1 protein-coding gene is annotated in these 277 nt (G+C 37.9%); it reads left to right on the plus strand.

The genetic code is table 11. The annotated features are described in order from the left end of the window. On the plus strand, positions 1–277 hold a 277-nt coding region (locus tag SB765_RS29325; protein WP_410932448.1), incomplete at both ends, for a hypothetical protein.

Raw genomic sequence — 277 nt, forward strand, 5'->3', positions numbered from 1 at the left:
GTATTTAAAGATCCTAAAGAAGCAGAAAAAGCATACCGTAGTGGTAATGCCGACCTTCACGCAAAAGTGAAAGTACGTATTAGCCAATCAGTAGCTAATGAAGATGGTGTTGTAGAAGATACAATCACTATCATTGATACTACAGTGGGTCGTGCAATTCTGTCTCTTATTTTACCTAAAGGTATGCCGTTTGAGTCAATCAACCAAGCTCTAGGTAAAAAGCAAATTTCTAGCTTACTAAATGAGTGTTACCGTCGTCTTGGTTTAAAAGACACAG

This window comes from Pseudomonas sp. SIMBA_067, from assembly GCF_046534675.1.
GTDB classification, from domain to species: Bacteria; Pseudomonadota; Gammaproteobacteria; order Pseudomonadales; family Pseudomonadaceae; genus Aquipseudomonas; species Aquipseudomonas putida.